This window comes from Streptomyces sp. NRRL WC-3605, assembly GCF_001509795.1.
Lineage (GTDB): Bacteria > Actinomycetota > Actinomycetes > Streptomycetales > Streptomycetaceae > Streptomyces > Streptomyces viridochromogenes.
This window is the reverse complement of the sequence record NZ_LLZN01000037.1, coordinates 49,867-71,493: the sequence shown is the minus strand read 5'-3', so window position 1 is coordinate 71,493 and position 21,627 is coordinate 49,867. Positions and strand designations below refer to the sequence as shown.

Below are 21,627 nucleotides of genomic sequence, written 5' to 3'. Positions count from 1 at the left end.
ACCTCATCCGTCCGCACTGGCACGACGCCAACCTCGTGTCTTCGCCGTTCGGAGCCGCAACTGTCGCTGGACACAGTGCCGTTATCACTCATTCAGGGCCTTGCAGCCGCTCCATGACCCCTCCCAGGGTTCTCCGCAGCCAGACCAAGCTGATCAACAACAGCCGCTCCTCCCCCGCGTACACGCTGACGAAGGCACCGTTGGGCCAGGGCGTCGCCGCGAACTGGGTGAGCTGCGCGGTCAGTCCGGAGTCGTTCACGAACTGCTCAAGGAGCGGGCGGACGGCATACGGAGGTATCTCCCACGGTGCCGGGTCGAAGGGGGGACGTGGTCACAAGTCTCGGTGCCGGGGGCGCGCCCTCCGTGAAGAGACCGGCCCGGGCCCGCAGGAAGCCAACGGCAATGCACGTCTCGGAGCACCGACAGCACACATGGACCGCACCGTAACCCCCATGCCCTGCCCGGATTCGGGCAGAATTCTTGATCCTTCTCGGGCGTGACCCCTATCGTCTGTGGTCCCGCTCGCTCAGCGTCGGTCAGTTGTGCAGGATCCTCCGATTGCCCGATGCCGACGGTCCTTGAAGGGACGGACATGAGCAAAGCGCTCGGCACGATCGAGCGGATCTGGCGGTATCCCGTCAAGTCCACCGGCGGCGAGCAGTTGAGTGAGGCCGCCGTCGACGCGCGGGGCCTCGTTGGCGACAGGCTCTACGCGGTGCGGGACGCCGAGGGGAAGTTCGGTTCGGGCAAGGCCACGCGCCGGTTCCGGCGGATGCCGGGGTTGCTGCGGCTGCGGTCCCGATACCCCGGAGGAGTCGTCACCGCGGTGCCCGAGCTGCTGGGCCCGGACGGCATCCCGGTACCCGATCCCAGCGACTTCGTTCGGCGCTACCTAGACCGGAACGACGTCGAAGTGGCCCGCGAGGGCACGATCTCGCACTTCGACCAGCTGCCGCTGAGCCTTCTCACCACGGCGACCCTCGACTGGGTCCGCACGGCCGTTCCGGGCGTGCCCGTCGACGAGCGCCGGTTCCGGCCGAACCTGCTGGTGCGGACACCGCCGGGCACACCTCCGTTCGTGGAGGACACGTGGCTCGGCAGCACGGCACAGATAGGCGACGCACTGCACGTCAGGTTCGTGCGCTCCAGCGAGCGATGCGTGATGACCAACGAGGCCCAGGAGGGCCTGCCCCACTCACACCACTGATCCTCCGAGTGATCGCGCAGGCCCACGATCTGAGACTGGACGCACTGGCCACCGTCACGCGAACGGGGTGCGTGCGACTCGGCGACACCATCGAACTGATCTGACAGGCCGCCGGCACTCTGCGTCGCACGCCCTCCGTACGGCGACACAGCGTCAGCTGCCGCGCACGCGATCAGCGCCGGTCGGAGCCGCGAGGTGCAGGACCACGGCTGCCGTTCCGAGGGGCGCGATGTCGATCGGGATGGCGTGGTCCGGGTCCGGCTCGATGTCGCGCGGAGCCAGGCCCAGGTAGTTGGTGCGTACGGCCTGGGTGACGGTGAAGGGGGTGCGCAGTCGGCAGGTGACGGGGGGTGTCGGCCAGCGACTGCACCCGCACCATGAGGCTGGCGTCACCGGGGACGGTCGTACCGACGAGTCGTACGCGGGAGTCGTCCAGGGTCAGGAACTGCGTCCGGGCCGGTGGTTCGGACGAGGCCTCGCCGCCATTCGACGTCTGAAGGCTGATTACGGTGTACGGCTGATGTGCCGGTCATCTCGGAGTGGGGTGTCGCGTGATGCCGGGACCCCAGGGGCCGTAACCGCGGATGCGACGTACCGGCGCGCACCGCACTGGTGGCGGGAGTGCTGAAGGCGAGTTCCGACACGAGCGACCCGCGCTGGGTCCTCACCAGCGCGGACGCCCTCGGCGCGCATCCCTGGTACCGGGAACAACCGCTGCACCGAGGAGACCCACCACACCCAGATGTTCCAGGCCCTCCTCCTCGATGAGGGCGACGGCGGCGTCCACCAGTTCGAGCTGACGCTGCGCCTTGTGCCCCTCCCATCGGGTGGAGCGCCTGTCGATAGGGGGCTCGCCGCCGGTTCTGTCCGCCATCGGGCCAGGATGTCGGGGCCCCGGACGTCAACGACGGGCGTCGTCGCTCCTACGACCGAATGCCCGGGCCACCAGGCGTCGCTGCGCGGGTGGAAGCTTGGCAATGCCACCGCAGATGAGCGATCGTGTGCCGGTGAGTGATCCCAGTCCTGCGCAACGGCGACTCGTGGCCGGAGCCCGTAATGCGGAACGGATCCTGGCCGTCGGCGGTCTGCTCGCCGTCGCCGTCGTCCTCACCCGCCTTCTTGCGGGTGGTCAGTCCCTTCAAGTGGCCGCGGTCTCCGTGCCTGTCGATCGGATGTGGCTCGTCTTCACCGCGTTGACGGCCGCCCACGTGTTCACGGCCAGGTTCCTCGCCCTCCAGATCGAGGAGTACCTGACCGCCATGCCGTCGGCTGAGCGTGCGGGCTGGGTGTTCGACGAGATCACCACCGGTGCCAACGCTTTCGTCCACGGTTTGGTCTCGCGGGCGATTCCTCGACGCCGACCCCTGTTCGGCTATCGGATGTCGCATCGCGATCCGTCCGCCTGGGTGGCCCGGGGTGCCGGCGCCCTTCTCCTTCTTGCCGTCCCACCGTGGTGGTGGGGCACGTCGGGGATTCACTGGGGCGGCAATGGCTGGCTGGTGGCTCTCGCGTTCGTGTTGACATTGATCAACTGGTGGGCGGGCAGCAGGTGGCTGATCGGGCTGTCCCGGCTGGACGCAGTCCGGCAGACTGCGCGGACCCGGGCCCGGGGTTCGTTCACCGTACGCGAACTGTCCAGCCTCCTCCCTCCTGTGTCCTCGACCTGGCCACGCTTCGGGATGGAGGAGGTCGTCAGCGTCTACCGGCGGCTGATCGACCACCCCCTGCCGATCGAAGACGCCGCGGCTCCCCCGGCAGGAACTCGCGGTCTCCTCGACGGCGCCCCGGACAGTGCAGTGCGCTCGCTCACGGACAGCCAGCGGGCCGCCATCGGCTTCACGTACCTCTGCGTGCAGGAGTCCTTCCCCGAAGCCGACCTGCCCGCGACCCCATGGTTCGTGACCGACGATGAGCGTTCGCGGTACCAGCACAGCACCCCGCACGAACCGATCCGGATCACAGACGCACACGAGCGCCGGAGTCCGTGGTGGGAGATCTCGAACTGACCGTTCAGGCATCTCGCCGCGCGGGAAGGGGGCGGCGGTCACCCAAGCCGTTCCGGCCCGAAGCGACACCGCAGACTGCGCGCTCTCGCCAGGGGCGGCCGGGAACGCTACGGCATCGCCGACGACACCCACGCCCGCCTCGACGCCTGCCTCACCCAACGCGCCAAGAGCACCACCCGGCTCTCCCCCTGACCGCCCGGGCCGCACGCGCCTACCTCGACATCTGCTTCTTCCACCCCTTCGACGACGGCAATGCACGCGCCGCCCTCCTCACCCTCCTGTTCGTACTCGCCCGCGAAAGTGTCGCGCTCGACAGCGTGCGGTCCTGATGGGCGGCCGCGACTCCACGCTCCGACCTGCAATGCCGGGTCAAGCTGCGATGTCGGATTCGGGTCGGAGTGCGGGGCCGAGCAGCAGACCCCCGTCCAGGACGAATTCCGAGCCCGTGGCGAAGGATGCGTCCTGGGACGTGATGAAGAGCAACAGACGGGTGACGTCGGACGGTTCGGCGAGCCGGGGAATGGCGAAGGGATCGGGCGAGTAGAGGTCGGCGATGGCCGGCTGGCCTGCGACGGTGGGTTCGTGGATCAGCGGTGTGGAGACGACGCCGGGGTGGATGGAGTTGACCCGGATGTTGTCCCGCCCCAGTTCCAGCGCGGCCGTCTTGGTCAGCCCGCGCACGGCCCACTTGCTTGCGGTGTAGGGGGCGTAGAAGGCCGTGCCGACGTGGGCCATGGTCGAGGCCACGTTGACGATGCTTCCGCCACCGCCCCTGCGCATCGACGGAGCCACGGCCCTGATACCGAGGAACTGACCGGTGACGTTCACACCAAAGGTTTGCTCCCAGGCCCGGAGTTCAGTGTGTTCGACAAGGGCCGCCGGGTTCTGGATGCCCGCGTTGTTCACCAGGATGGTGATCGGCCCGAAGTGGTCTTCGACCTCTCGTACCAGTGCCGCCCAGTCGGCCTCGCTGGTGACATCCAGGTGGACGGACAGGGCTCGCTGACCGAGACGGGCAGCGAGATCGCGGCCGGCGTCGTCGTCGCGGCCGGCGATGACGACGTTCGCCCCTTCGGCGTGGTAGCCCCGCACATGGCTGCTGCCCATACCACCGCTGCCGCCGGTGACGACGACGGTCTGGCCCTCGAAGCGTTCCATGCTGCCTCCTCCTCCAGGCTCGCACAATGGTGAGCCGAGTGACTCACCTCCCTATTCACGGTAGGAGCAGGACTAGAGGCGAGTCAAGTGACTCACCTCGGAACGGAGGGCATACTGGGGGCATGACGGCACAGCCTTCGGAGTACCACCGGCGCGTGGCAGCGCAGAAGCGGACGTCCATCATCGAGGCAGCGACGAAGCTGTTCCTCGACTCCGGCTACGATGGCACCTCGCTGGCCCGCATCGCGGAGGCGGCCGGAGTGTCGAGGGCGACCCTGTTCAAGCAGTTCACCACCAAGGCGGCCCTGTTCGAGGCGATCGTCACCGAATACTGGAAAGTGGACGACGGGGAGGCGCCCCTCCCCGAGCCCGGGAACCTCCGCGCCGGACTTGAGACCATCGGACGCCGATACGTGGCCCTGCTCACCCAGCCCGGCATGGCCGCCCTCTTCCGTATCGTCATCGCCGAGGTACCGCGCTTCCCCGAACTCGGGGAGACCCAGTTCAAGCTCGGCAAGATGCCCTACTTCGAAACGGTCCGCCGCTACCTGGCAGCGGAGAACGCCGCCGGAACAGCCCGGCTCGACGATGCGGAGACGGCGGCGACCCAATTCCTCGGGATGATCTCCAACTACGTGTTCTGGCCGCGGATGCTGCTCGCCCACTGGGAGCCCGACGACACCGCCGTCGCCAACGCGGTCGACCAAGCGGTGCTGACCATGCTCGCGCGATACGGGACGCCGGATGCCCACGGCGCCTCGGACACCAGGCCCCACGGCTCTGCATAGCTGCCCCACGCCCACCTTCGCGAAGGGCCCTCCTCAGCTTCGGCAAGTTCCCGTGGAGCGCGCCTGGTGACAGCCCTCGGCAGCGGCTCGTCACCGACGCCTCTCGCAACGGCGCGAGCTCCGTAGGGACACCCGCACCGACCTGATCATCAACATGCACGGGCACAGCGTTGCGGACGGCACACACCCGCACCCGACCGACTTGGCCGAAGAAACACAGGCCGGCCCCTCCTTTGGCGACCCCGCCTTGGTCTCAGGGCTCGGTGTTGAGCCGTCCCGAGCGGAACGGTTCGACCTGGTGGGGCAGGCCGGCGAAGCCTGCGGCGGCGAGGACCTCGCCGAGTGTCGGAAGTGCCGCGGTCCGGGATACGAGCGCGGGGTCCACCTCGACCCGTGCCCGGTCGCCGAGGTCGCGGACCCGAAGGTCGGTCACCTGCAGTCCGGCCCCGGCCAGCAGAGTCCGGACGGCCGCCTCGGCGCGGTCGACGCGGGCCAGGCGGTAGGGAGTGACCTCGATGCCGTAGCGAACCCGGCTGGCGAGACATGGTGTCGCCGGTTTGTTCCAGGTGGGCAGCGACCAGAGCCGGCTGAGGCGGCGTACCTCCGCCTTGGTCAGCCCCGCGTCGAGGAGCGGGGTGCGGATGCCCCGCTCCCGGCCGGCGCGGATACCCGGCCGGTAGGGGTCCGCGGCGTCGTCCGCGTTGGTGCCCGTGGCCACCGTGTCGAAGCCGTGCTCGTGGGCCAGCGCCGCGATGGTGTCCAGCACCTCGGACTTGCAGAAGTAGCAGCGGTCGGGGCCGTTGGCCCGGTAGCCGGGGCGGGCCAACTCGTGCGTGCGCGGCGTGAGATGGGTGACCCCGAAGTCGTCGGCGAGACGCCGGGCGGCACGGACCTCCCCCTCGGCCAGGCTCTCCGACACGGCCGTGACCGCCAGGACCTGCTCGGGACCGAGTACCCGTGCGGCCGCGGCGAGGACCAGCGCGGAGTCGGCGCCGCCGGAATAGGCGACGGCCACGGGGCCGCCGAGCGCGCGCACGCGGTCCGTGAGCCGGTGCTCCAAGGTGGCGTCACCGGGCACGTTCTTCCTCCTGGCTCGTCGTCGTTCCCGCCCGGCTGAGGCGCAGTGCGCGCGCGGCGACGACGCGCAGAGGCAGGCCCAGCGCGGCGGCCGCGGCGACCACGTCGTCGTGTTCCGGCTTGGCCGCGTAGGGTCCGTGCTTGACCCGTACGGGATGCCCGTCGACCTGCACCGTCTCGAAGGCGCGCGGCAGCGTGGTGCGGGTGGCGGCGACGCGGCGGATGCCGAGGGCTCCGGTCTCGGTCAGCAACAGGTCGCGCAGCGGCCGTTCGTGGTGCGGGTGGAGGAGGACGTGCAGGATCTGCGCGGGTCTGCCCTTCTTCATCACTGCCGGAGTCGTCCAGGCGTCGAGGGCGCCGGCGTCCAGTGCCCGGGTGATGACGTGCCCGAGGAGTTCGCCGGTGACGTCGTCGAGGTTGGTCTCCAGCACGACCACGTCCTCGTCCGCCCCGCCGGGAAGGGGGGAACCGAGGCTGACGGAGACGACGTTGGGACGGTCGGACAGGCGGCGGGTGCCTGCGCCGTAGCCCGTGGTGCCCAGGGCCATGGAAGGGGGCGGGCCGTAGCGGGCTCCGGGGGCGTGCAGCAGCGCGGCGCCGGTGGGCGTCACCGTTTCGCCCGGCAGGTCGCTGCCCGTGACGGCGGCTCCCGCCAGGAGGGCGAGCGTGGCCGGTGCGGGGCAGGGCAGGACGCCGTGCGCGGCGTCGATCCGGCCCCGACCGAGGGGCAGGGGTGCGCTGACGACGTCGGTGACTTCGAGGGCGTGCAGGGCCGCGGAGCAGCCGACGATGTCGACAAGGGTGTCGTGGCCGCCGAGTTCGTGCAGGTGGACGTCGGCCGGGTCGGCGTCGTGGAGCCGCCCCTCCGCCTCGGCGATCGCGGTGACGGCGGCGGTGGCGAGGGCCGCGACGGGGCGGGGGGTCGCCCGGGTGGCCATCTCCAGCACCTCGGTGGCCCGGCGCTCGGTGTGGAGGTCGGTGACCTCGACATAAACCCGGGTGGCGGCCAGTCCGTGGTCGGTGATGCGCTCGGCGGTCAGGTTCCAGCCGGTCAGGCCGGTCGCGGCGACGGCGGACCGGATCCGGTCCAGCGGTGCCCCGGCGTCGATCAGGGCGGCCAGCAGCATGTCTCCGGCCAGTCCGGTGAACGGGTTGATCCAGCAGATCACTCGGCACCTCCGCGGTCCGCCGCCGGCCGGGCCTGGGCGATGCGGTGGACCGCCATGGCCGCGGAGAAACCGGAATCGATGTTGACCACGGTCACCCCGGCGGCGCAGGAGGCGTGCATGGCGAGCAATGCGGTGACGCCTTCCAGTGAGGCGCCGTATCCGGTGGAGACGGGCACCGCCACGACCGGGGTGCGGACCAGACCGCCGACGACGCTGGCGAGGGCGCCTTCCATGCCGGCCGCCACGATCACCGCGTCGGCTTCCTGCAGCAGACCGCGTACTTGCAGGACGCGGTCGATTCCCGCCACTCCGACGTCGTGGACGACCGTCGTGTCCAGCCCGACGGCCGAGGCCACGGCGGCGGCTTCCGCGGCCACCGGGCCGTCGGAGGTGCCGGCGGCCGCGACCACGACGGAGAACGTTCCGGTGGCGGCCGTCCGCCAGGTCAGCAGCCGGGCCTTCTCGTCGTACACGCCGCCTTCCACCTGACCCAGGACAGCCGCCGCGGTCTCGGAGGCGACACGGGTGGCGAGGACGGGACCGGTGTTGTGGCGCAGGAGCCCGGTGACGATCCCGGCGATCTGCTCCACCGTCTTGCCGGGGCCATAGACCACTTCCGGCAGCCCCTGCCGGGCCTCACGGCCGAGGTCGAGCCGGGCGTATCCCAGGTCCAGCACGTCGTTCACGGCCGCCCCCGTCCGATGTAGGGAATGGTCTGCGGGCCTTCGGGCAGGACGCACACGCGGGCGTCGGGGCCCGCGGCGGCCAGCGCCTCGGCGACGGTGGCCGAGATGTCGTGGGTCTGCCGCAGATGGGCCGTGACCAGCTCCTCGTCGCTCAGGAAGGAGGTGTGCATGATGACGCGGCTGCCCGACTGGATGCGGGCCTGGATCTGCACCTGCCACTGGTCGGGAACCGTTTCGGTGCGCGCGCCGATGTCGGCGAACAGGGCCTGGGGAGAGGGCGCGGAGGCAAGCACCCGGCGGTAGGAGCCGTGGTCGGGGAAGCCGTCACGGCACTCGGCCGCGCACACGATCGTTCCTCCGGGCCGGACCACCTGGTAGGCCGCCGACATCCCCTTGACGGCCTGGTACAGGTTCTGGTCCAGCGGGAACCCGGAGTTGGTGGTGACGACGACGTCGAACGGGGCCTCGACGGGGCGCATCGCCATCCGCTTGGCCGTGGCCGTCGCGGCCGCGTGCATGGGCAGCAGGTCACCGCCGAAGGCGGCCACGATGTCCTTGTCCCGGTTGAGCACCACGTCCAGCGCGAAGGTGACGCCGGTGGCCTCGGCGATGGCGCGCACGTCGTCGTGGACCGGGTTGCCGTGGGTGATGCCCCAGGTGGCGCGCGGGTCCCCGATGCGGGCCGCGTCGTGGAGCACCAGCACGGTCTCCAGGGCGGCGAGCCCGGGGGCGACGAGCTTCGGGCCGCCGGAGAAGCCGGCGAAGAAGTGGGGTTCGACGAAGCCGGTGGTGATGCGGACGTCCGCCTCCCACCACTCGCGGTTGAGCCACACCGGTACGCCGTTGCCGAAGGTGCCGATCCACGCCAGCTGTCCGGCGTCGCGGGCGTCGTGGTTGACGATCCGTACCCCGTCGACGATCTCGTCGCCGAACATCGCCCGCAGTTCGGCCTCGTCGTTGCCGCGATGCGTGCCGGTCGCGACGAGGACGACCACGTCCTCCCGGCGGACGACGTCCTCCAGTTCGTCCAGGACCGCCGGGATCATCAGGTGGCGGGGCTGCGGGCGGGTTCCGTCGCAGGCCGAGATGGCCACCGTCTGCCCCGGGCGGACCCGCTCGCGCAGCGGTGGCCCGGCGACCGGGTCGCGCAGCGCCGCGCGCAGGGCGGCCATCTGGTCGGTGGCTGCTTCGTGGTGGACGGGTTCGACGACCGTCGCCGTGTGCGGATCGACCTCGATGTCGAGCCCCGACCGGCCGTAGGCCAGGCGTACTTTCACCGGGCCACCCCCCGCGGGCCGTCGTCCGGGGATCGTCCCGGCTGGTCGCTTCCGGCCAGTCCGTAGGCGCGTTCCGCCGTCGTGGCGAAGACCTCGGTGCGCTCGGCGGGAGTGAGGCGGGCGGTCAGTGCCTCGGCGGCGCCGACGACCTCCGCGTAGGAGGCGGCCGGCAGGCAGACCGGCCAGTCGGAACCGAACATCACCCGCTGCGGGCCGAAGGCCTCGAGCACGACGTCGGCGTAGGGACGCAGGGCGGTCACGCTCCGGTCGTCCCGGTCGGCCTCCGTGACCATGCCGGACAACTTGCAGAACACGTGGGGCTGGGCCGCCAGTTCACGGACCAGCGAGGCCCAGGGCTCGAGTGCGCCCGTGGCGATGGGCGGCTTGGCCAGGTGGTCGAGGACGAACGTGAGTTCCGGCAGCTCCCGGACGGTGCTGATGGCGGCGGGCAGTTGGTGCGGGAGGACGAGCAGGTCGTAGGCGAGGTTCGCCCGCGCGATCGTTCGCAGGCCCCGGCGCACGTCGGGCCGGTTCAGCCAGCCGGGGTCCGGTTCGCTCTGCACCAGGTGCCGCAGGCCGACCAGACGGTCGCCGCCCGGCGCGGCCCGCAGGGCGTCCAGGGTGTCCGCGAGGCCGTCCGAGGTGAGGTCGGCCCAGCCGACGACGCCGGCGATCAGATCGTCCGCCGAGGCCAGGGACAGGAACTCGGTGGTCTCGTCGAGGTCGGGCAGGACCTGGACCAGGACCGTACGGTCGATGCCCGCCGCCCGGGCGGACGGCGCAAGGTCCGCCATCGTGAAGTCCCTGCGCAGGTCGGCCATGCCGGGCGCGTCGAGCCAGGTGTGCACCCGGCGCCGCGGGCCGGAGCCCGGGGCGGGCCCGGGGGCCGAGGCGGGCCGCCAGACGTGGTGGTGTGCGTCGACCCTGTTCATGATCCGTCCCGTTCGCGGTCGAGGGCGTCGAGGTCCGCCCACAGTTCTTCCGGGATCGTCGCGCCGGCGTGTGCGATGTTGACGGTGATCTCCTGGGAACTGCGCGCTCCGACGACGACGCCGGTCACAGCGGGGTGCCGCAGCGGGAACCGCAGGGCGGCGGCGGCCAGCGCCACCCCGTGGGCGGCGCAGCGCTCGCCTAGGGCGAGGGCGTGGCGGCGCACCGCTTCGGAGGCCGGCGTGTAGTCGTAGGTGGCGTCGGGTGCGAGGTTCGCCAGGATGCCGCTGTTGAAGACACCGCCGACCAGCACGCCCACCTCGCGTTCGGCGCACGCGGGCAACAGTTCGTCGGCCGCGCTGCGGTCCAGCAGGGAGTAGCGGCCGGCCACGAGGACGCAGTCGAGATCCGTCTCGATGACGAAGCGGGTGAGCATCGCCGTCTGGTTCATCCCGACGCCGATCGCCCGGACGGCTCCCTCGGCGCGCAGCCGGGCCAGCGCCGGGTAGGCGCCGGTGAGAGCCTCCTTCCAGTGGTCGTCCGGGTCGTGGATGAGCACGATGTCGAAGGCGTCGAGGCCGGAGCGCTCCAGACTCTCGGTGAGAGAGCGGTACACGCCGTCGGCACTGTAGTCGCGGATCCTGACCAGGTCGGGGTCGCCGTGGAAGTCCTCCTCCCCCGGTGCGGGTTCTCCCGGCACGAGCAGCCGGCCGACCTTGGTGGACACGGTGCAGTCCGCGCGCGCCGGGCCGAGACCGGTCAGGAAGGCGCCGAGCCGTCGCTCGGCGAGCCCGGCACCGTAGTGCGGGGCGGTGTCGAAGTAGCGGATCCCGGCCGCCCAGGCCGCCTCCAGCGTGCCGGTGGCGTCCCGGCCGCCGACCGCGGAGTACAGACCGCCCAGCGGTGCGGTGCCCAGCCCGACGCGGCTGACGGTGACGCGGGAGCGTCCGAGGGGGACCCGTTCGGCATACCAGGGGTGCGCCGCGGTGGACATCAGGCCTGCCCGACGACGTGCCGCTGACGGCCGAGCCGGTCGATCTCGGCCTCGACCACGTCACCGGCCCGCAGGTAGGGGAAGTCGTTGGCGCCGAAGGCCACGCCCGCAGGGGTTCCCGTGTTGATCACGTCGCCGGGATCCAGCACCATGAACTGGCTCAGGTACCAGACGACATGGCGTACCCCGAAGATCATGTTCTTGGTGTGGCCGTGCTGACGCGGCTCGCCGTTGACCCAGAGCCGCAGCGCCAGGTCCTGGGGGTCCCCGGTCTCGTCGGGGGTGACCAGCCAGGGGCCGAGGGGGTTGAAGGTCTCGCACGACTTGCCCTTGTCCCACTGGCCGCCGCGTTCGTGCTGGAAGGCACGTTCGCTGACGTCGTCGGCGATGGCGTAGCCCGCCACGACGTCGTCGGCGGCGGCCGGGGAGTCCAGGTAGCGGGCGGTGCGGCCGATGACGACCGCGAGCTCGATCTCGTAGTCCGTCCGGGTGCTGGTGCGCGGTATGAGGACGGTGTCGTCGGGTCCGACCACCGTGTTGGACGCCTTCATGAAGATCACCGGCTCCGCCGGCGGCGGGGTCGCGGTCTCCTCGGCGTGATCGGCGTAGTTCAGCCCGACGCACACGACCTTGCCCGGGCGGGCCACGGGTGCGCCTGTGCGCTGCCCGCGCAGGTCGATGCGCGGCAGGCTTCCCCCGGCCAGCGCGGTGCGTGCGCGCTCCACGCCGTCACCGGACAGGAAGGCGCCATCGATGTCGGCGGTCAGCGGGGTCAGGTCGTAGGCGAGGCCGTCGGTGTCGAGGACGGCGGGACGTTCCGAGCCCGCGGGGCCCACGCGCAGAAACCTCATCGAAGTGCTCCTCACTGAGCGGACGTGCCTGGCCGTGGCCCACGGCTGTCCGGGCCGGGCACGGGGCTGGTGACGTGTGATGGAAAAGGGTGGGTGGTGCACCACCCGGTGTTCACGGCAGGTCCGGGACGGCGCTGTTCGGCTCCAGGTGCTCGCGCAGCCACTGTTCGGTGGTGCTGACGTGCAGTAGTGCGGCGGCCTGCGCCAGGCCGGCGTCGCCGGCGACCAGTGCCTGGAAGATCGCCTCGTGTTCGGCGACGGTGCGCGCGGCGGCGTTGTCGTCGACCAGACCGCGCCAGACGCGTGCGCGCACCGTCCTGCTGGAGATCCCCTCCAGCAGGGTGGCGAGGGTGGCGTTGCCGGTGGCCGCCACCACCGCCCGGTGGAACGCCGCGTCGTGTTCGGTGAGCCGCTCGATGTCCTCCCGGGCCGCCCGCATCGCGTCCAGGTGCCGCTCCACCTCGGCCAGTTCCCCGGCCGAGATGCGGGTGGCGGCCAGTCCCGTGGCGACCGGTTCGAACAGCCGGCGCACCTCGGTCAGCTCCAGCAGGGTGTCGCCGCGCAGCAGTTCCACCGCCGATCCGATGCTGCTCAGCAGCAGCTCCGGTTCCAGGCTGGTCACGTAGGTGCCGTCGCCCCGGCGGATCTCCAGGACGCGTGCGACCACCAGTGCCTTGACCGCCTCCCGCATCAGATTGCGGGACAGTCCCAGCTCCGCCGCGAGCTGCTGCTCGGGCGGCAGTTTCGCGCCCGGCGGCAGCTCGCCCGACTGGATGAGGTCCCTGATGCGGTCGATGGCCTTGTCGGTCAGTGACATGCGGCTGCTCCCTGCTCGTTGCCCAGGCGGCGGCAGCGTAGCAATACATCCCATCACTCAGGAAGAGACGGGAGGACCGAAGGAGTCCTCACTCATTCGTTCACCACAAACGAGCAGGTGAAGCGCGGGCGCTTGCATATTTCCCTCCCGAGGTATGGACACCGAGCAGGGGTGACTCTATAAATCCATCCCATGTCCAGCCTCTGCCGTAGCAGGGCGGACATCTCGTTGACACACGACGAAGGGTGGTGGCCATGGAGCCGGGACGACACCGGACCCTGCGAACCGACATTGCCGGACGCGATGAGTGAGCTCATCAGCGCGGTCGAGGCCGTGGACGTACGGTTCCCGACCTCGCGCGACCTCGACGGCTCCGACGCCATGAACCCCGAACCCGACTACTCGGCGGCGTACGTGACGCTCCGCACGAGCGCCGGCGGCCGGGGACACGGCCTCGCCTTCACCGTGGGACGCGGCAACGACGTGGAGGTCGCCGCCGTACGCGCCCTGGCTCCGCTGATCGTGGGCCTCCCGGTGGCGGAGGTGCTGGCCGATCTCGGCGCCTTCTCGCGGCGGTTGACCGGCGACAGCCAACTGCGCTGGCTCGGACCGGAGAAGGGGGCCATCCACATGGCCGCGGCGGCCATCGTCAACGCCGTCTGGGACCTGTACGGACGCCGCACCGGCAAGCCGGTCTGGCGGCTGCTGGCCGAACTCTCCCCCGAACAGCTGGTCGACCTGGTCGACTTCCGCTACCTCCAGGACGCCCTCACCCGCGACGAGGCCCTGGACATCCTGCGCCGCGCCGAGCCCGGCCGCGCCGAGCGGACCGCGCACCTGCTGGAGCACGGCTACCCCGCGTACACCACGACCCCCGGCTGGCTCGGCTACGACGACGAGAAGCTGGTGAGGCTGTCCAAGGAGGCCGTCGCCGACGGATTCGGCCAGATCAAGCTGAAGGTCGGCGCCGACCGCGAGGCGGACCGACGCCGCATGCGGCTGGCCCGCGCGGCGGTCGGCCCGGACATCAGGATCGCCGTGGACGCCAACCAGGCTTGGGGGGTCCAGCAGGCCATCGACTGGACGGCGTCGCTCGCCCCCTACGACCCGTACTGGATCGAGGAGCCCACCTCGCCGGACGACATCCTCGGCCACGCCGCCATCCGCCGGGCGGTGGCGCCGGTCAAGGTGGCCACCGGCGAACACACCCACAACCAGGTGATGTTCAAACAACTCCTCCAGGCCGAAGCCCTCGACGTCCTGCAACTCGACGCCAGTCGCACCGCCGGCGTGACCGAGAACGTCGCCATCCTGCTGCTGGCCGCCAAGTTCGGCGTCCCGGTGTGCCCGCACGCCGGCGGGGTCGGACTGTGCGAGATGGTGCAGCACCTGGCGATGTTCGACTACGTGGCCGTCAGCGGCACCACCGAGAACCGCGTCATCGAGTACGTCGACCACCTGCACGAGCACTTCACCGACCCGGTCCGCATCCGCGACGGCCGCTATCTCGCCCCGGCCGCCCCCGGCATCAGCGCCGAACTCCATCGGCAGTCCCTGGCGGACCACCGCTACCCCGACGGCCCGGTGTGGAGCGGGGAGGCCGAGGAATGAGCGCCCCCGACCTCGCGGGCCTGACCGCCCTCGTCACCGGCGGCGCCTCGGGCATCGGACTGGCCACCGCACGCCTGCTGGCCGCCCGCGGCGCCCGTGTCGCCTGCCTCGACCTCGAACCCGACGGCCTGCCCGATCCCCTGATCGGGATCCGCGCGGACGTGGCCGACGACACGGGCGTGCGGACAGCCGTCGCCGAGGCCGCGGACGTCCTCGGCGGCATCGACATCCTGGTCAACAACGCCGGCATCGGCGCCCAGGGCACCATCGAGGACAACGCCGACGACGAGTGGCACCGGGTGTTCGACGTCAACGTCGTCGGCATGGTCCGGGTGACCCGGGCCGCTCTCCCCCATCTGCGCCGCTCCGACAGCGCGGCCATCGTCAACACCTGCTCCATCGCCGCCACCGCCGGGCTGCCCGACCGGGTGCTGTACTCCGCGACCAAGGGCGCCGTCCTGGCCCTGACCCGGGCGACGGCGGCCGACCTCGTGCAGTGCGGGATCCGCGTCAACTGCGTCAACCCCGGCACCGCCGACACTCCCTGGATCGGCCGCCTCCTGGAGCGCGCCGCGGACCCCGCTGCCGAGCGCGCCGCCCTCGACGCCCGCCAGCCGATGGGACGTCTCGTCTCCGCCGACGAGGTCGCCGCGGCCATCGCCTATCTCGCAAGCCCCCTGTCCGGCTCCACCACCGGCACCGACCTCCCCGTCGACGGCGGCATGCAGGGCCTGCGCATCCGTCCGCGCACCTGACCCCGCTCCTTCCCCTCCCGTCTCGAGACCGGCACCCGCGCACCGCACGACCGGTCCCGCACCCAGCCCGTCCGCGCGACCCCGTCAGCAAGGAGAGCGAGCAATGCAGCTCAGGTTCACCAGGTACGCCTGTCTCGGCGCCCTCGCCGCCCTGTCCGTCCCCGCACTCACCGCCTGCGGGGGGTCGGGATCCGCGTCGACCTCGGGCCCAGGCGGCGGCTCCACCGTGGTCGGCGTCGACTACCCGCGCTCCGACACCGACTTCTGGAACTCGTACATCAAGTACACCCCGCAGTTCGCCAAGGAACTCGGACTCGACCTGAAGACCACCAACTCGCAGAACGACGTCGCCAAACTCACCGCCGACGTCCAGACGTTCATCAGCCAGGGCGTCAAGGGCGTCGCGATGGCACCGCAGGACACCGCCGCCATCGCGCCCACCCTCGCGCAGCTGGAGGCGAAGAAGATCCCGGTCGTCTCCGTGGACACCCGCCCCGACACCGGCAAGGTGTACATGGTCGTGCGCGCCGACAACCGCGCCTACGGCGAGAAGGCCTGCCAGTTCCTGGGGACCAAGCTGGGCGGCAAGGGCAAGGTCGTCATGCTCCAGGGCGACCTCGCCTCCGTCAACGGCCGTGACCGCACGGAGGCGTTCAACGACTGCATGAAGAAGAACTACCCGGCCATCAAGGTCTTCGGCGAAGCCACCAACTGGGACGGCGCCGTCGCGGCGCAGAAGCTCCAGACAGACCTCACCGCCCACCCCGACATCAAGGGCGTCTACATGCAGTCCAGTTTCGCGCTCTCCGGCACCCTGCAGGTGCTCAAGCAGAAGGGCCTGCTGGTCGGGCCCGAGGACAAGAAGCACGTGTTCGTGGTCTCCAACGACGGCATCCCCGAGGAGCTCAAGAACATCGCCGCGGGCAAGATCGACGCCACCGTCTCCCAGCCGGCCGACCTCTACGCCAAGTACGCCCTCCACTACCTCAAGGCGGCGATCGACGGCAAGACGTTCAAGCCCGGCAAGACCGACCACGACAGCACCATCATCCAGGTCCGCGAGGGCCTTCTGGAGGACCAGCTCTCCGCACCCCTGGTGACGGCCGACGGCGGCACCTTTGGCGGGGTCCCCAGCCTCAAGAGCGACGACAAGTCCCTCTGGGGCAACAACCTCAGCTGACCGGAAGGCGATTCGCAGAAATGTCAACGGCTGCGCCGGTCGCCCAGGCGACGGCGATAACGAAGCGGTTCGGTTCCACGGTGGCGCTGCGCGACGCCCGGATCACGATCGCACACGGCCAGACCCACGCACTCGTCGGGCGCAACGGCGCGGGCAAGTCCACGCTGGTCTCCATCCTCACCGGACTGCACGCACCGGACGAGGGCACGGTCACCTTCAACGGCGAGCCGGCGCCCCGGCTCGCGGACCGGGACGGCTGGCGGCAGCGGGTTGCGTGCGTGTACCAGAAGTCCACCATCATCCCCGAGCTGACGGTCGCCGAGAACCTCTTCCTCAACCGCCACGACCGCGGTCGCGGCGGCCTGATCAGCTGGCGGACCGTGCGCGCCAAGGCACACGAACTGCTGCGGACGTGGTCGGTCGACGTGGACGTGCGCACCCCGGCGGGGGAACTCGACGTCGAGCAGCGCCAGTTCCTGGAGATCGCCCGGGCCCTGTCCTTCGGGGCCCGCTTCATCATCCTCGACGAACCCACCGCGCAGCTGGACGGAGCAGCGATCAACCGGCTGTTCGCCCGGATCCGGGACCTGCAACGCCAGGGCGTGACCTTCCTGTTCATCAGTCATCACCTGGAGGAGATCTACGAGATCTGCGACACGGTGACGGTGTTCCGGGACGCCCGGCACATCCTGACCGCGCCGGTCGCGGAACTGCCCCGCGCCGAACTCGTCGCCGCCATGACCGGCGAGGGCGCCACCGAGGGCGCCAGGGCCCGCCGCCGCCCGGCGGACAGCACATCACCCGATGTACTCGTCGTGGAGGATGCCACGCTCGACGGGAGCTACGAGAACGTGTCCCTCAGGGTCCGCGGCGGGGAGATCGTCGGTCTCGCCGGCGCGGCGAGCAGCGGCCGTATCGACGTGGCAGAGACGATCGTCGGCCTGCGCGCCGCCGACACCGGAACGGTGCGGATCGCCGGGGCGCGTCCACGCCCCGGCAGTGTGCCCGCGGCCCTGAAGGCCGGAGTCGGCTTCGTCCCGCAGGACCGCCATCACCAGGGCTACGTACCGGAGATGTCCATCGCGGACAACGGCACCCTCACCATTCCCGAACGGCTCGGTCCGCCCGGCTTCATCGACGGACGCCGCCGGGACACCTACGCCCGCGCCATGATCGAGAACCTTGCGATCAAGACGCCGGGACCTGAAATGCCCGTCTCCGGGCTCTCCGGGGGCAACCAGCAGAAGGTCGTCATGGCCCGCGCCCTGGCCAGCGATCCGAAGGTGCTGGTCCTGATCAATCCGACCGCCGGCGTCGACGTGCGGTCCAAGGAGTTCCTCCTCGGCAAGGTCGAGGAGATCGCCGAGTCCGGCACCGGCGTGCTCATCGCCTCCGACGAACTCGACGACCTGCGCATGTGCGACCGGGTCCTGGTGATGTTCCAGGGCCGAGTAGTGGCCGAGAAGGCCCGCGGCTGGCACGACCACGAGCTCGTGGCCGCAATGGAAGGAGTGGACCTCGATGTCTGAGAGCGCGACCGCGGCCGCCGCGAAGAGGCCAGACGACGGCCTGCCCGACCCGGCGGGCGACCAGCCGGCCACCCGCAGGGCAGGCGGGCGGCGGCTGGCCTTCGCACGGCTGCGGGACCTGGCACTCATCCCCGCGATCATCGTCATGGGCATCGTCGGCCAACTGGTCAATCCGGTGTTCCTGCAGCCCGACAACCTGATCAACGTGCTGCAGACCATGTCCGAGATCGCCCTGCTGGTCCTCGCCCAGACCCTGGTGCTCATCGTCAAGAAGATGGACCTCTCCCTGGAGTCCACCGTCGGTCTCGCCCCCGGCGTCGCGGCATGGCTCACCGTCCCCGCGGGCGCGGCGCACGGCGTCGGTCTGCTGCCCGGCGCCTGGTCCATCCCCGTGACCCTGACCGTCGGGCTCCTCATCGGTGTGGTGAACGCGCTGTTCATCATCCGGTTCGGGCTCAACGGCTTCATCGTGACGCTCGGCATGCTGATCGTGCTGCGCGGCATCCTCACCGGCATCTCCGGTGGCCAGACCTTTTTCCAGCTGCCCCAGTCGATGCTGTACCTCGGCACCACCCAGTGGCTGGGCATGCCCGCCTCGGTGTGGATCTGCCTGATCCTGTTCGCCATCGGCATCGTCGTGCTCGGCTTCACCAGCTTCGGCCGCTCCCTCTACGCGATCGGCGGCAACGTCGACGCGGCGAAGGCGGCCGGCATCCGCACCGACCGTGTGCTGTGGATCGTCATCGTCACCGCGAGCGTCCTCGCCGCGACGAGCGGCCTGCTGCTCTCGGGACGCCTGGCCTCGGTGGCCTCCGCCCAGGGAAACGGCTACATCTTCACCGTGTTCGCCGCCGCCGTCATCGGCGGCATCAGCCTCAACGGCGGCAAGGGAACGGTCTTCGGGGCGTTCACCGGCATCCTGCTGCTGTTCCTGATCCAGAACGTCCTCACCCTCGGCGGTGTCCCCGCCCAGTGGATCGGCGCCCTCAACGGCGCGATCATCCTCGTCGCCCTGGCGCTGTCCCGCATCACCGGAGGCAAGGCGCAGGACTAGACACCGCCCGGCCCGCCGTTGCGCACCCGGCCCGCACCGCTCCCGGATGACCAGCCCAACCCGCACTCGAAAGGCAGGCATTCCCATGGAACGAAGAGACTTCCTCGTCACCTCCGCAGCGACGTCGGCCGCACTGGCCGTCGGTGTTCCGGCCGCCGCGGTGGCGGCCCCACAGGGCACGGCGGAGGTGGAGGACGCCGCCGCGCCGGACGCCTCGCGCCTGGCCCTGTGGTACGGCCGGCCCGCGGGCCAGTGGCTGGAGGCCCTGCCCCTCGGCAACGGCCGTCTCGGCGCCATGGTCTTCGGCGGAGTCGACGCCGACCGGCTCCAGCTCAACGAGGACACTCTGTGGGCGGGAGGTCCCTACGAACCGGCCAACCCGCAGGGCCTGGCGAACCTCCCCGAGATCCGGCGCCGGATCTTCGCCGGCCAGTGGGGCTCGGCCCAGGATCTGATCAACTCGACCTTCCTCGGCAATCCGGTCGGGGAGTTGATGTACCAGACGGTGGGCGATCTGCGCCTGACGTTCCCCGGCACGGGCGACATCGGCTCCTACCGACGGGAGTTGGACCTCGACACGGCCGTGGCCACCACGACGTACACCCGCGGCGGGGTGGCCTATCGCCGCGAGGCGTTCGCCAGCCACGCCGACCAGGTGATCGTGGTGCGACTGACCGCGGACACTCCCGGCGCCCTCTCGCTCAGCGCCGTTTTCGACAGCCCCCAGCAGACCCAGAAGTCCTCCCCCGACCTGATGACCGCGGCGCTGGAGGGCACCGGGCAGAGCCGCGAGGGCGTCACCGGCCGGGTCCGCTTCCGCGCGCTGGTCCGCGCCCGCACCGAAGGCGGCACCGTCCGCAGCGAGAACGGAACCCTCACCGTGACCGCGGCCGACGCGGTGACCCTGCTGGTGTCCGTGGGCACCAGCTACAACGACTACCGCGACGCCTCCGGCGATTACCGCGCTCGCGCGGAACGCCGGCTGAACGCCGCCGCCGACACCCCCTACGGACAGCTGCGCGCCCGCCATGTGCGCGACCACCGGGCCCTCTTCCGGCGCGTCGCGCTCGACCTCGGTGTCACGGACGCCGCCGCCGCACCGACCGACCAGCGGGTGGCCGCCTTCGCCCAGTCCGACGATCCCCATCTGGTGGCCCTGCACTACCAGTTCGGCCGCTATCTCCTCATCGCCTCCTCCCGCCCCGGCACCCAGCCCGCCAATCTGCAGGGCATCTGGAACGACCAGCTCTCCCCGCCGTGGGACTCCAAGTACACGATCAACATCAACACGGAGATGAACTACTGGCCGGCCGCGACCACCAACCTTCTGGAGTGCTGGGAGCCGATCTTCGCCCTGCTCGACGACCTCGCCCAGGCGGGACAGAAGACCGCGCGGGTGCAGTACGGCGCGAACGGCTGGGTCGCCCACCACAACACCGACGCCTGGCGCGGCACCGCGCCGGTCGACGGCGCGTTCTGGGGCATGTGGCCCACCGGTGGCGCCTGGCTGGCCACGTCGGTCTGGGAGCACTACCGCTTCACCGGTGACCGCGAGGCACTGCGCCGACGTCTGCCGGTCGTCGAGGGAGCCGTCCGCTTCTTCCTCGACGCCCTCGTCACGGACCCCGGCACCGGTCACCTGGTGACCTGCCCGTCGGTCTCTCCGGAGAACGCCCACCACTCCGGCGTGTCCGCCTGCGCGGGTCCCACCATGGACAACCAGATCCTGCGCGACCTGTTCGACGGTTACCTCGCCGCCTGCGAAGCGCTCGGCGTCGACAGCCCGTACGCCGCCCAGGTGCACCAGGCCCGAGCCCAGCTGCCGCCCATGAAGATCGGCGCGCTCGGGCAGTTGCAGGAGTGGCAGCAGGACTGGGACGCCGGCGCGCCCGAGCAACAGCACCGCCATGTCTCCCACCTGTACGGTCTGCACCCCAGCAACCAGATCTCCAAGCGTGGCACCCCCGAACTGTTCCGGGCCGCACTCAAGACGCTGGAGATGCGCGGGGACGCCGGCACCGGCTGGTCCCTCGCCTGGAAGATCAATTTCTGGGCGCGCGCGGAAGACGGATCACGGTCCTACAATCTCCTCACCGACCTCCTGACTCCCGAGCGCACCGCCCCGAACCTGTTCGACCTGCACCCGCCGTTCCAGATCGACGGCAACTTCGGCGCCACCGCGGGAGTCACCGAATGGCTGGTGCAGTCCCACACCGACGAGGTCCACCTCCTGCCGGCGCTGCCTCCGCAGCTTCCGCAGGGCCAGGTCACCGGACTCCTCGCCCGCGGTGCCCTCACCGTCGACGTCTCCTGGAGCGACGGCGCGCTGACCCACGCCCGCCTCGCGGTACGCCGGACCGGCGCGGTCCGGCTGCGCACCGCGGCACCGGTCGCGGTACACGCCCAGGGCGGTCCCCGCACTGACGTGAAGCGACCCGAGGACACCGTCGTCGCGTTCGACGCCCGGGCGGGCGAGACGTACGTGATCACGCCCCTGTGACGGCAGAAATCCTCGCGATCGAGGACACGTCGTAGTCG

At 70.8% G+C, this 21,627-nt stretch carries 22 protein-coding genes; 10 read left to right on the top strand and 12 right to left on the bottom strand.

Annotated features, from left to right (window positions below; all coding sequences use genetic code 11):
- Nucleotides 1-88: 88 nt before the first annotated feature.
- A complete protein-coding gene (locus tag ADL34_RS36025; protein ID WP_159038896.1) occupies nt 89-259 on the bottom strand; it encodes a hypothetical protein in 171 nt (56 codons plus the stop codon).
- A gap of 333 nt (nt 260-592) precedes the next feature.
- On the opposite strand from ADL34_RS36025, the gene ADL34_RS06495 reads away from it, so the two are divergent.
- Nucleotides 593-1,207, top strand: coding sequence for an MOSC domain-containing protein (locus ADL34_RS06495; protein WP_234374954.1), 615 nt, complete (start codon nt 593-595; stop codon nt 1,205-1,207).
- 153 nt (nt 1,208-1,360) lie between these two features.
- Here ADL34_RS06495 and ADL34_RS36020 read toward each other — a convergent pair whose 3' ends face one another.
- Together ADL34_RS36020 and ADL34_RS36565 are read right to left on the bottom strand one after the other, a co-directional pair.
- Nucleotides 1,361-1,600 carry a hypothetical protein gene (locus ADL34_RS36020; RefSeq protein WP_159038895.1) on the bottom strand — a complete coding sequence of 80 codons (240 nt, stop codon included), beginning with the start codon at nt 1,598-1,600 and terminating at the stop codon, nt 1,361-1,363.
- A gap of 271 nt (nt 1,601-1,871) precedes the next feature.
- Entirely contained in the window at nt 1,872-2,081 is a 210-nt protein-coding gene (locus ADL34_RS36565; RefSeq protein WP_234374953.1) for a hypothetical protein, read from the bottom strand.
- Between the two features lie 115 nt (nt 2,082-2,196).
- Between ADL34_RS36565 and ADL34_RS06485 the strand changes: the two genes are divergently transcribed.
- Entirely contained in the window at nt 2,197-3,213 is a 1,017-nt protein-coding gene (locus tag ADL34_RS06485) for a hypothetical protein (protein ID WP_159038894.1), read from the top strand.
- Nucleotides 3,192-3,542 (top strand): Fic family protein, encoded by a 351-nt coding sequence (locus tag ADL34_RS34595; protein WP_324610562.1) that lies wholly within the window; start codon nt 3,192-3,194, stop codon nt 3,540-3,542. Before ADL34_RS06485 ends, ADL34_RS34595 begins: the two co-directional genes overlap by 22 nt.
- A 40-nt stretch (nt 3,543-3,582) precedes the next feature.
- Here the strand turns inward: ADL34_RS34595 and ADL34_RS06480 are convergent, their stop codons facing one another.
- The gene (locus tag ADL34_RS06480) at nt 3,583-4,371 is read right to left on the bottom strand and encodes an SDR family NAD(P)-dependent oxidoreductase (protein ID WP_062668326.1); all 789 of its coding nucleotides are present in this window, start codon (nt 4,369-4,371) and stop codon (nt 3,583-3,585) included.
- Between the two features lie 122 nt (nt 4,372-4,493).
- Here ADL34_RS06480 and ADL34_RS06475 point away from each other — a divergent pair, with 122 nt between their 5' ends.
- Complete coding sequence (locus ADL34_RS06475) at nt 4,494-5,159, top strand: TetR/AcrR family transcriptional regulator (protein WP_062668325.1); 666 nt, start codon at nt 4,494-4,496, stop codon at nt 5,157-5,159.
- 253 nt (nt 5,160-5,412) lie between these two features.
- Here ADL34_RS06475 and larE read toward each other — a convergent pair whose 3' ends face one another.
- The 8 genes from larE to ADL34_RS06435 form a co-directional block, all read right to left on the bottom strand.
- A complete protein-coding gene (gene larE, locus ADL34_RS06470; protein ID WP_199835527.1) occupies nt 5,413-6,237 on the bottom strand; it encodes an ATP-dependent sacrificial sulfur transferase LarE in 825 nt (274 codons plus the stop codon).
- On the bottom strand, nt 6,227-7,405 hold the full coding sequence (larC, locus tag ADL34_RS06465) for a nickel pincer cofactor biosynthesis protein LarC (protein ID WP_062668324.1): 1,179 nt from the start codon (nt 7,403-7,405) through the stop codon (nt 6,227-6,229). Before larC ends, larE begins: the two co-directional genes overlap by 11 nt.
- Nucleotides 7,402-8,091 carry a nickel pincer cofactor biosynthesis protein LarB gene (gene larB / locus ADL34_RS06460; protein WP_062668323.1) on the bottom strand — a complete coding sequence of 230 codons (690 nt, stop codon included), beginning with the start codon at nt 8,089-8,091 and terminating at the stop codon, nt 7,402-7,404. The genes larC and larB overlap by 4 nt, the downstream gene beginning before the upstream one ends.
- Nucleotides 8,088-9,368 (bottom strand): nickel-dependent lactate racemase, encoded by a 1,281-nt coding sequence (larA, locus tag ADL34_RS06455; protein WP_062668322.1) that lies wholly within the window; start codon nt 9,366-9,368, stop codon nt 8,088-8,090. Before larA ends, larB begins: the two co-directional genes overlap by 4 nt.
- Entirely contained in the window at nt 9,365-10,300 is a 936-nt protein-coding gene (locus ADL34_RS06450; protein ID WP_079034159.1) for an amidohydrolase family protein, read from the bottom strand. The genes larA and ADL34_RS06450 overlap by 4 nt, the downstream gene beginning before the upstream one ends.
- The gene (locus tag ADL34_RS06445; RefSeq protein WP_062668321.1) at nt 10,297-11,292 is read right to left on the bottom strand and encodes an aldo/keto reductase; all 996 of its coding nucleotides are present in this window, start codon (nt 11,290-11,292) and stop codon (nt 10,297-10,299) included. Before ADL34_RS06445 ends, ADL34_RS06450 begins: the two co-directional genes overlap by 4 nt.
- A complete protein-coding gene (locus ADL34_RS06440; RefSeq protein ID WP_062668320.1) occupies nt 11,292-12,143 on the bottom strand; it encodes a fumarylacetoacetate hydrolase family protein in 852 nt (283 codons plus the stop codon). The genes ADL34_RS06445 and ADL34_RS06440 overlap by 1 nt, the downstream gene beginning before the upstream one ends.
- A gap of 112 nt (nt 12,144-12,255) precedes the next feature.
- Entirely contained in the window at nt 12,256-12,960 is a 705-nt protein-coding gene (locus ADL34_RS06435; RefSeq protein ID WP_062668319.1) for a FadR/GntR family transcriptional regulator, read from the bottom strand.
- Nucleotides 12,961-13,263: 303 nt separating this feature from the next.
- Between ADL34_RS06435 and ADL34_RS06430 the strand changes: the two genes are divergently transcribed.
- The 6 genes from ADL34_RS06430 to ADL34_RS06405 all read left to right on the top strand — a co-directional run bounded on the left by ADL34_RS06430 (nt 13,264) and on the right by ADL34_RS06405 (nt 21,589).
- Entirely contained in the window at nt 13,264-14,571 is a 1,308-nt protein-coding gene (locus ADL34_RS06430; RefSeq protein WP_062668361.1) for an enolase C-terminal domain-like protein, read from the top strand.
- Nucleotides 14,568-15,326 carry an SDR family NAD(P)-dependent oxidoreductase gene (locus ADL34_RS06425; protein WP_062668318.1) on the top strand — a complete coding sequence of 253 codons (759 nt, stop codon included), beginning with the start codon at nt 14,568-14,570 and terminating at the stop codon, nt 15,324-15,326. The genes ADL34_RS06430 and ADL34_RS06425 overlap by 4 nt, the downstream gene beginning before the upstream one ends.
- Nucleotides 15,327-15,429: 103 nt before the next feature.
- The gene (locus tag ADL34_RS06420; protein WP_062668317.1) at nt 15,430-16,506 is read left to right on the top strand and encodes a sugar ABC transporter substrate-binding protein; all 1,077 of its coding nucleotides are present in this window, start codon (nt 15,430-15,432) and stop codon (nt 16,504-16,506) included.
- A gap of 20 nt (nt 16,507-16,526) precedes the next feature.
- The gene (locus ADL34_RS06415; RefSeq protein WP_062668316.1) at nt 16,527-18,035 is read left to right on the top strand and encodes a sugar ABC transporter ATP-binding protein; all 1,509 of its coding nucleotides are present in this window, start codon (nt 16,527-16,529) and stop codon (nt 18,033-18,035) included.
- Nucleotides 18,028-19,089, top strand: a complete 1,062-nt coding sequence (locus tag ADL34_RS06410) for an ABC transporter permease (RefSeq protein ID WP_107115634.1) — start codon at nt 18,028-18,030, stop codon at nt 19,087-19,089. Before ADL34_RS06415 ends, ADL34_RS06410 begins: the two co-directional genes overlap by 8 nt.
- Before the next feature lie 85 nt (nt 19,090-19,174).
- The gene (locus tag ADL34_RS06405; protein WP_062668315.1) at nt 19,175-21,589 is read left to right on the top strand and encodes a glycosyl hydrolase family 95 catalytic domain-containing protein; all 2,415 of its coding nucleotides are present in this window, start codon (nt 19,175-19,177) and stop codon (nt 21,587-21,589) included.
- Nucleotides 21,590-21,627 lie beyond the last annotated feature (38 nt).